The organism is Acidobacteriota bacterium (assembly GCA_009861545.1).
Lineage (GTDB): Bacteria > Acidobacteriota > Vicinamibacteria > Vicinamibacterales > UBA8438 > WTFV01.
Map to the genome: position 1 here is coordinate 148,068 of VXME01000076.1, position 7,441 is coordinate 155,508.

7 protein-coding genes are annotated in these 7,441 nt (G+C 69.7%); 2 read left to right on the forward strand and 5 right to left on the reverse strand.

Annotated elements, in window-relative coordinates; genetic code table 11:
* Nucleotides 1–172 precede the first annotated feature (172 nt).
* Nucleotides 173–850, forward strand: coding sequence for a hypothetical protein (locus tag F4X11_12845; protein MYN65899.1), 678 nt, complete (start codon nt 173–175; stop codon nt 848–850).
* A 124-nt stretch (nt 851–974) separates the two neighbouring features.
* On the opposite strand, the gene F4X11_12850 is transcribed toward F4X11_12845, so the two are convergent.
* On the reverse strand, nt 975–2,480 hold the full coding sequence (locus F4X11_12850) for a serine hydrolase (protein ID MYN65900.1): 1,506 nt from the start codon (nt 2,478–2,480) through the stop codon (nt 975–977).
* Between F4X11_12850 and F4X11_12855 the strand changes: the two genes are divergently transcribed.
* On the forward strand, nt 2,472–3,356 hold the full coding sequence (locus F4X11_12855) for an ion transporter (GenBank protein ID MYN65901.1): 885 nt from the start codon (nt 2,472–2,474) through the stop codon (nt 3,354–3,356). The two genes, F4X11_12850 and F4X11_12855, sit on opposite strands and share 9 nt — an antisense overlap.
* Nucleotides 3,357–3,690: 334 nt before the next feature.
* Here F4X11_12855 and F4X11_12860 read toward each other — a convergent pair whose 3' ends face one another.
* From F4X11_12860 to F4X11_12875, 4 genes are all read right to left on the reverse strand, one after another.
* Nucleotides 3,691–4,746, reverse strand: coding sequence for a hypothetical protein (locus F4X11_12860; protein MYN65902.1), 1,056 nt, complete (start codon nt 4,744–4,746; stop codon nt 3,691–3,693).
* Complete coding sequence (locus F4X11_12865) at nt 4,686–5,132, reverse strand: hypothetical protein (GenBank protein MYN65903.1); 447 nt, start codon at nt 5,130–5,132, stop codon at nt 4,686–4,688. The genes F4X11_12860 and F4X11_12865 overlap by 61 nt, the downstream gene beginning before the upstream one ends.
* Before the next feature lie 129 nt (nt 5,133–5,261).
* Nucleotides 5,262–6,443, reverse strand: coding sequence for a hypothetical protein (locus F4X11_12870; GenBank protein MYN65904.1), 1,182 nt, complete (start codon nt 6,441–6,443; stop codon nt 5,262–5,264).
* 84 nt (nt 6,444–6,527) lie between these two features.
* Nucleotides 6,528–7,441: metal-dependent hydrolase (locus tag F4X11_12875; protein ID MYN65905.1), on the reverse strand; the 914-nt coding region annotated here is incomplete at its 5' end.

The following is a 7,441-nucleotide window of genomic DNA, read 5'->3' on the forward strand; positions in this document are numbered from 1 at the left end:
GATCGGTCGGATGCGCTCGGCCGGGGGCGTGCCCTTCGACCAGATGCCCACGGTGCCGAGGCCGCTGCTCGATGAGGTCGAACCGGCTTGCCCGGCCGCGTCGGCAGTGAGCCGCGCATCGCGATGCGTGGTAGCCTGCGGCGTGACGGAAGGCGACGGAGGCGATATGGAGGTGCCCGCGACGATCGCGGCGCTCGGCGGAGAGAAGGTCGGCCGGAGGCTCCCGGAGCTTGCGACCGAGGCCCTCATGGTGGTCTTCGCCGTTCTCGTGGCGCTCGGCGTCGAGGAATGGCGGGAGGAGCGTCAGCTTCGCGCGTTCGCGGACCGCGCCCGGGCGGCGGTGGACCTGGAGCTGGAACAGAACTTGGACGAGTTTCGCAGCGATGGACCTGACCTGATCGCCGGGCGGGACCGTGTGGGGAGCACGTTGCAGCAGCTTCGGGAAGCACAGGGAATGAGCCCCGACGAAGAGGGTAGCGTCGACTTCAGTTTCGGTTTCGATTCTCCGGACATCTCCACGGCCGCCTGGCGCGTTGCGCAGTCCAGCCAGGCGGCGCCGTACTTCGACTACGACTGGGTGATCGAGCGCGCGAGGCAGTACGAGGGGTTCGAGATGTACCTGGACGCTCGAGATCAGGTTCTCGATGCGATGAGCGCGTTGTTCATGGGCGAGATGGAGTTCACGGGCGAGAGGGGGCTGGATCAGGCGGTGGTCGCATTTCAACGCCTCTACGGTCGGCTGGAGATCCTGGTCCAGCTTCATCAGGCCCTGCAGGAAGACATGGAAGCCTACCTCGGCGAGAACGAGACGGAGCAGGAGACCGAGCCGGAACAGGAGTCCGCGCCGTAGACCGCGTGGTACCGGGAATGCCGCCGGGCGGAGTCGAGTCCGGCACCTTGCGCCAAGCCCTTGAGATCCGTGGTCTCGCCCGCTTCGGAGATCGATGGACCGGGTCGCGGCGAAGCATCCGCGTCTACTTCCCCGGCGCGGCTTCCATCAGGCGCTCCCAGAAGGCGTCGTTGAACGAGGAGCCATCGCGTGAACCGTTGTCGCCGAGGCGGGCGACCACCAGGTCCAGACTGGGCACGACATAGAGCTTGCGGTCGCGCGCTCCCTGCGCGGCTACGAGATCGTCCGGAGCAGCCGGAACCAGCGTACCGGCCGTCGTCACCGGCGGAATTGCCCACGACATCGACGACGCCTGTCCGTTGGTCCACCAGAGCAGGCCGTACGAGGGGTTCAGCGCCTGCGACGGCCGGAGCATCTCGGCCAGGTACGCCGTGTCCTCGATGACGGTCTCGCCGTCCCAGATCCCGCCGGCGAGGATGAGCAGGCCGAAGCGCGCCAGGTCGCGGGCGGTGGCGGCGAAGCCGGTGGCGATGGCGGAGCTGGCCCAGGGGCGCGGCTCCCAGCGCGAGTCGCGCATGCCGAGACGCCCGGTCAGCCACTCCCGCGTCACGTCGTTGCGGTCGAGGCCGGCCGACGCCGCCACGATACGGAGCAGGCGGTGATACGCGGGCGTGTTGTACAGCCACTTCGAGCCGGGCGCCGCGTCGTAATCCAGTGCCGGCGTGAGCCCGGTCGTCATGGCCATCAGGTGCCGGATGGTGACCGCGCGTTCCTGCTCTTCGGTCGCCTCCGTCCAGCGGCCGGCGTGATCGGTGACCGGATCGTCGAGCGCCAGCAGGCCGCGCTCCTGCGCCAGGCCGACCAGGACGGCGACCACGCTCTTCTGCACGGACGCCACGTCCTCAATGGCGTGCCCGGCCGCGTTGGGGCCGTGGCTGCCGTTCGCATGGCCGCGCGAGGGGGATTCCAGCGTCCAGTGCCGCTCGGCCAGGATGCGACCCGCGTGGAGGATCACCACGCCGGTCGAGTTCCGTTCGCCGGCGAGCGCGATGGCGGCGTCCAGCCGGTCGGCGTCCCAGCCGGCTTCCGCAGGGTCGACGGACTCCCAGAGTCCTTCTGCCGGCGGGAAGTACAACGACGCGTCTTCGGTCGCCGCGACAACGGACGCCGGCTCGCCGGGCGCACGTGACTGTGCCGCCTGCGGTCCGGTACCTGTGAGAAGGAAGGACGCCTGGACCGTCGCGCCAATCAGGAGGACGACTCGCGCTGTCGACATGCATGACCTCCGGTGAATCGGCTCACGGTACCACGTCTGGCCGCCATGACGGCGGTCGTGGTTACCGGTGCGCGGCAGACCGGAAAGAGCACGCTGGCGCGGGATCTCATACCGGTTCGGCGCCGCTTCCTCTCTCTTGACGACCTCGAATGGGGACAAGGCTCGCGCCGGCCTGCTGCTGCACGCCGGACAGGCGCTCGAATGGCTTGGCCCGCGGGTGCTGGCGGCGCCGTGGTGGAAGGTGCTGTGACGTCGGGGACTGTCCGCGGTATGGCGAGCGGCCGAAACAAAAGCGGGAACCCGACGGGAAACATCCGGGAAACAGACGGGACAACCTGGACCTGCATGCGGCATCACGAGCGGCCGGTCGAGCCGGGCTGGCGTTACCGCCTGCACGAGATCGTCTTCGAAGCAGACACGCCCGGCGGCAGGATGTTCGACGTCCTGCTGCTGACCGCCATCGTGACCAGTGTGGCGGCAGTGATGCTCGAGAGCGTTCCGTCGGTGCGTGCGCAACATGGTGCCGCCCTGCTCCGCGTGGAGTGGGGTTTCACGATTCTCTTCACGGTGGAGTACCTCGCCCGCCTGGCCGGCGTACGGTATCCCTCGCGCTACGCCCTGAGCTTCTTCGGCATCGTGGACCTGCTGGCCATCGTCCCGACATATCTCAGTCTCTTGCTGCCCGGCAGCCAGGTGCTGCTCGTCGTTCGGGTGCTGCGGATGATCCGCGTCTTCCGGGTGCTCAAGCTGGCGCGCTACCTGGCCGGCGGCGAGGAGATTGCGCAGGCGCTGCGCGCGAGCCGCCCGAAGATCGTCGTCTTTCTCGCGTCGGTCGTCTCGATCGCCGTGGTGATGGGCGCGCTGCTGTACCTGATCGAGGGAGAAGCCAACGGCTTCACGAGCATCCCGCGCGGCGTCTACTGGGCGATCGTGACGATGACGACGGTCGGCTACGGCGACATCTCGCCCGGCACCGTGCCGGGGCAGATGGTCGCGGCAGTGCTGATGATCGCAGGCTACGCCATCATCGCCGTGCCCACCGGCATCGTGTCGGTCGCCTTTGCCCAGCGCGCGGCGCATCCCGTGTCGACGCAGGCCTGCCTGGCTTGCAGTGCCGAGGGGCACGACGTCGACGCGGCGTTCTGCAAGTACTGCGGGGAGAGCCTGGCCCCCGCAAGAGAACCGCTTCCTGTGGCTGGCAACGGCGACTCGTCCGCCGCGGCGCGATGAGCGTGGAGTTCGGTGCGAACGCCAAGCCCGCGCGCTCGGCCTGGGCAGCTTCGCGCCGGTGGTCGTGGCCACCAGCTCCGGATCGACACGCTGATGGTGTGCCGGCTCGACAATCAGCACCAGCGCGGCGACGTGCCGCGCGCCGTAGTCCGGCTGCGGGACACCCACCGGCTTGACGTGCACCACGAACGGCGGCAACACCGCCGAGCGGCGGACCAGCATGGAGCCGCTGACCGCCACCGCGCCGGAAGTCGGCAGCGCGTCGCCCACCAGTCGCTCGAGACGGACCCGATCGGCCGGCGCGCGGGCGTGCAGCACCCCGTCCCGGTCAACTTCAGTCTGCCGCGTTTCCCGGTGTCAGGTTCATCCCGGCAGTGGCGGTTCGCCAAGCCTTTACTCCGTCCGCGTCGGCTTCGAACACCACCCTGTCGCGCCGCTGCCGGCACGCTGTTCGCGCGTAGTCCAGCAGCGCCTTGGCGCCCGGTCCCTTGGGTTGCAGGTGGGCGCTCAGTCCTGTGGCCTCGAAGTGGCGCTGGGCGTTGTTCGGCTCTATGTGAATCGTCTCTTCGCCTCGTACGTTCGTCGCCGTCGTCACCTCGATGGCGCCGTTGCGTGTGTGGATCCGGCACGTCGTGTACAGGGCGCTGCCGATCGCGTGGGCCGCGCGGTTGCCAAGCTGTCTCGGTTCGATTCGTTCGTGTTCCCGGATGCCTCGCAGCACCCTCTCGGCGTCCGCGGCGATTGTCGGGGCTGCCCAGTGATAGTTCTGTGCGATGCTCTCCGCTGCATCTCGGCTTATTGCGTTGACGGCGGCCTCGAGGGCTCCCGGCTCTTTCTCGTTCGCCTTGATGATGTCGAAGACGTCTCGCGCCAGCGGCTCCTCGGCCCGTTCCAGCTTGCCGCGCAGGATTTGCGCGCTCGACAACGCTGTTTCCAATCTGCCGTCGATCGTGCAGGCTCGTTGGCCCGCCCCGAGCAGTGGCGCGGTAGCCCACAGGTCCAGTTTCCGCTCGCCCTCGTCGAACGAAACCGTCCATAGCCGGGCCATCGGGAAGAACGCCGGCTTTCCTCCCAGTGTGCGCATTCGCGCTTCGAATTGCGCCGCCGGGTTGTTCGCCTCGGCGAGCATGCCGAGCGGCGTGTCTGGCTGGACCACCAGGTCGATGTCGTAGCTTTCCCGGTGCTTCCACCGTGCCGCCAGGATCGAGCCGCCGCCGATGGCGTACTGCGTATGCCCGTCGCTTATGCTCCGCAGTTCTTCGCGCACCGTCTCGCCGATTGCCTGCCATAGGGTCTCGGCCGCGGGGGGCAGTGTCAGGGTCGGCGGCGTCATTCGTCTTCCGCCGGCGGCACAATCGCCCATTGGTTGAGCGCCCTCGCCGCGCGGCACTGTGCGTGTCCGGCCCGATGGAGCGCTGCCACCAGTTGGCGCAGCGTGTACGCGCCCTCCGCCCAGGCGCTGATGAGCTCGTGCCACTCGGCTTCCTGGGAAAAGACGCGGAGGAGCGTCCGCTGCCGCCGGTCGGGCTTCTCGGCCCGGATGGCGTCGTAGAATTCCCCGCTTTTCGGCCGTTCGTCCCAGCCGGCGCAGCTCCGCGCCAGTCGCCGCTCGACAGTGATGCTGCCGCGTCCTGTTTCCTCCGGCCCACACGCGCGACTCAGGCGTTGCGTTTCGTGCGCGGTTGGCCCGGCGTCGGCGAACACCTCCGGCTTCCGAAGCGTCGGCGGTCTCGGGTAGAGCTGCGTTCGCCGGTCGTTCCCGTCGGTCGGTCGCATTGCTCGGTCGTCGCGTGTCTACAGTGTGTGAAAGTCTGCCTTCGGTCGCAAGCGACGCCGGCCCCGCGTGATCCGTGCCCGCGAGCCTCCCGCTCCTACCGTCCTTCGTCGTTGCCCTGGTCGCCTTCTCTACTTGCCGCCGGGCTGGTTGAAGTAGTCGCTCTTGTGCGGGTAGTCGTCGCCCACGACCCCGCCCTCGCGACCCTGCGCCGACGGCACGACCCAGTCGCAGCCCGGCGTGTTCTCCGGTCCCGCGCGCCAGCAGTCGACGAGCTCCTGGTAGTCGTCGGCCATGCTGCCCGGGGCGTGGGGCGGCATGAAGCTGTTCACCTGGAGTCGGGCCGCCTCGAAGATCTGCGAAATCTCCATCGGGGCGCTGTGGCAGGCGAGGCACCGGTTGCCCTCGATGTGGATGGTGCGCATGTCCCAGTCGGATCCACCGACCACGTAGTAGGGCACGTCCCGGCCCGTGATCTCGGGCATGACGGGGCGGCGCGGATCGTCGGGGTCGCGGGCGCTGTCCATGAAGGGGTCGTGGATGAACGGGCCCGACTGGTGGCACCGGACGCACTGCACGACGTCGGGCTCGCCGTCCCCGTTCATGTCGGCCGGCGGCGGGGGCATGAAGGCGTCGTTGAAGTCCGGGTCGTCGGGTCCGGGCAGTTGACCCACCATGCGGTGTCCGTCGAACGAGACCCAGGGCCGCTGATCCTGGATCTCGGCGTTCGCGGGATGACCCTCGGGCAGCGACTTCCGGCCGTCGGCGGCCTCGAAGAAGCAGGTCGCGCCCGACTGCCGGTTGTAGCCGATCATCTGCACGGAGCCCCAGCCGTGGCGTTCGAGGTTCTCCGGGCCCACCGAGCGGCAGAAGTACACCCACGAGACCTGCGGCAGGGGATTGCCGCCGGCGTCGCGTCCCGCCACGTGCCCTAGGCGCGAGCCCGGTGCGCAGCCGCCCCGCAGCCCGTCCGGGTTGTCGCAAGCGTGGTTGCCGGGATCCTCGAACACCTCGACGCCGTTTACCGTGATCGGAATGAGGACGCCGTCGTCGCAGGCGATCTTGGGGACGCGTCCGAGCTCCGGCTCGCACATGGCGGCGTACTCGGTCGCCAGAAAGGGCATCGGCGCCCCGGTTCGGGGTGCTTCCGCCGCCGGCGCCTGCTGCACGGTGCAGGCGGCCGCTCCGGCGGCCTCGAGCCCGGCGCTCGGCGCCGCGCCGGTCCCGGGAGACGACGCGCCGCCGGCCGACGACAACAGGGCCGGGACCAGCAGGAGCAGGGAGCAGCAGGCGAGGCGTGACTTGATGAACACGGTCGAGATTATGGCCGCCGTGCGCTCACGGCGTCCACCGTGCGGCTTGACGATTGCTGCTCGCGTGGGTTGCCCGCGCCGGCCTCAGCGCGTGCGGACGCGCAGGTCGTGGTCCAGCTCCACCACCGCGGCGCCGAGGCCGCTGCCGCCTCGCCAGACGTAGCGGACGTCGGAGATGGACACGCGGTAGCCGTCTTTCGTTTGCTCGACGCGATAGGCCGGGAAGCGCTTCCAGGTGTCCAGCCCCCAGACGTGCGGAGCGGTCAGCGCGGCCCGCGTGACGGGGTCGTCGCCGCCGCGTTCGATGGACGGCAGGCTGATGCGGATGGGATCGCCGGACAGCCAGTCGACCTCGAGGAAGTGGTAGTGCTCGGCGTCGGCGACGACGATGTGGCGCAGCAGCGGGTTGCCCGGCGCAGGGCTCGTCATGATCTCCACCGGCACGTCGTCGCGCTCGGCCAGCCACGCGGCGACCTGCCGCTCGGCGAGGTGCGACGCGGCGACCATGACCGCGACGTAGACGGCCACGGCCGACAGGCAGAGGGTGGCGAGTTGCGGAATGCGGCCCTTCCAGCGGCCCGCGAGCCGCAGCCAGACGATGGCGGCCACGCCGGCGCACCAGAGCAGGCGCGTCGCGGCCGGTGCGCCCTCGAAACCGGTGACGAGCGACGTGGTCGCGACCCCGAGCACGATCCAGGCGCCGGCGCCGACCGGCGAGGCGCTACGCGCGAGGACGACCGAGGTGCCCAGCAGCAGCCAGACCCAGGGGTCGACGACGAAGAGCGCGTCCCCGTAGAACCACGTGCCGTCGAACGGCATCAGGAAGCGGACGCCGTAGGTGTTCAGCCAGTCGAGCACGGGGTGCGAGACGACGGCCAGCGTGCTGAGCGCCAGCAGGGGCCCCGCCCGCGCCCGCGGGTCCCGCCCCCGCCCGCGCGCCGCCGCCCGATCCAGGAGGAGCAGCAGCGCCGTCCGCCCCCGCGGGAGGACCACCATCG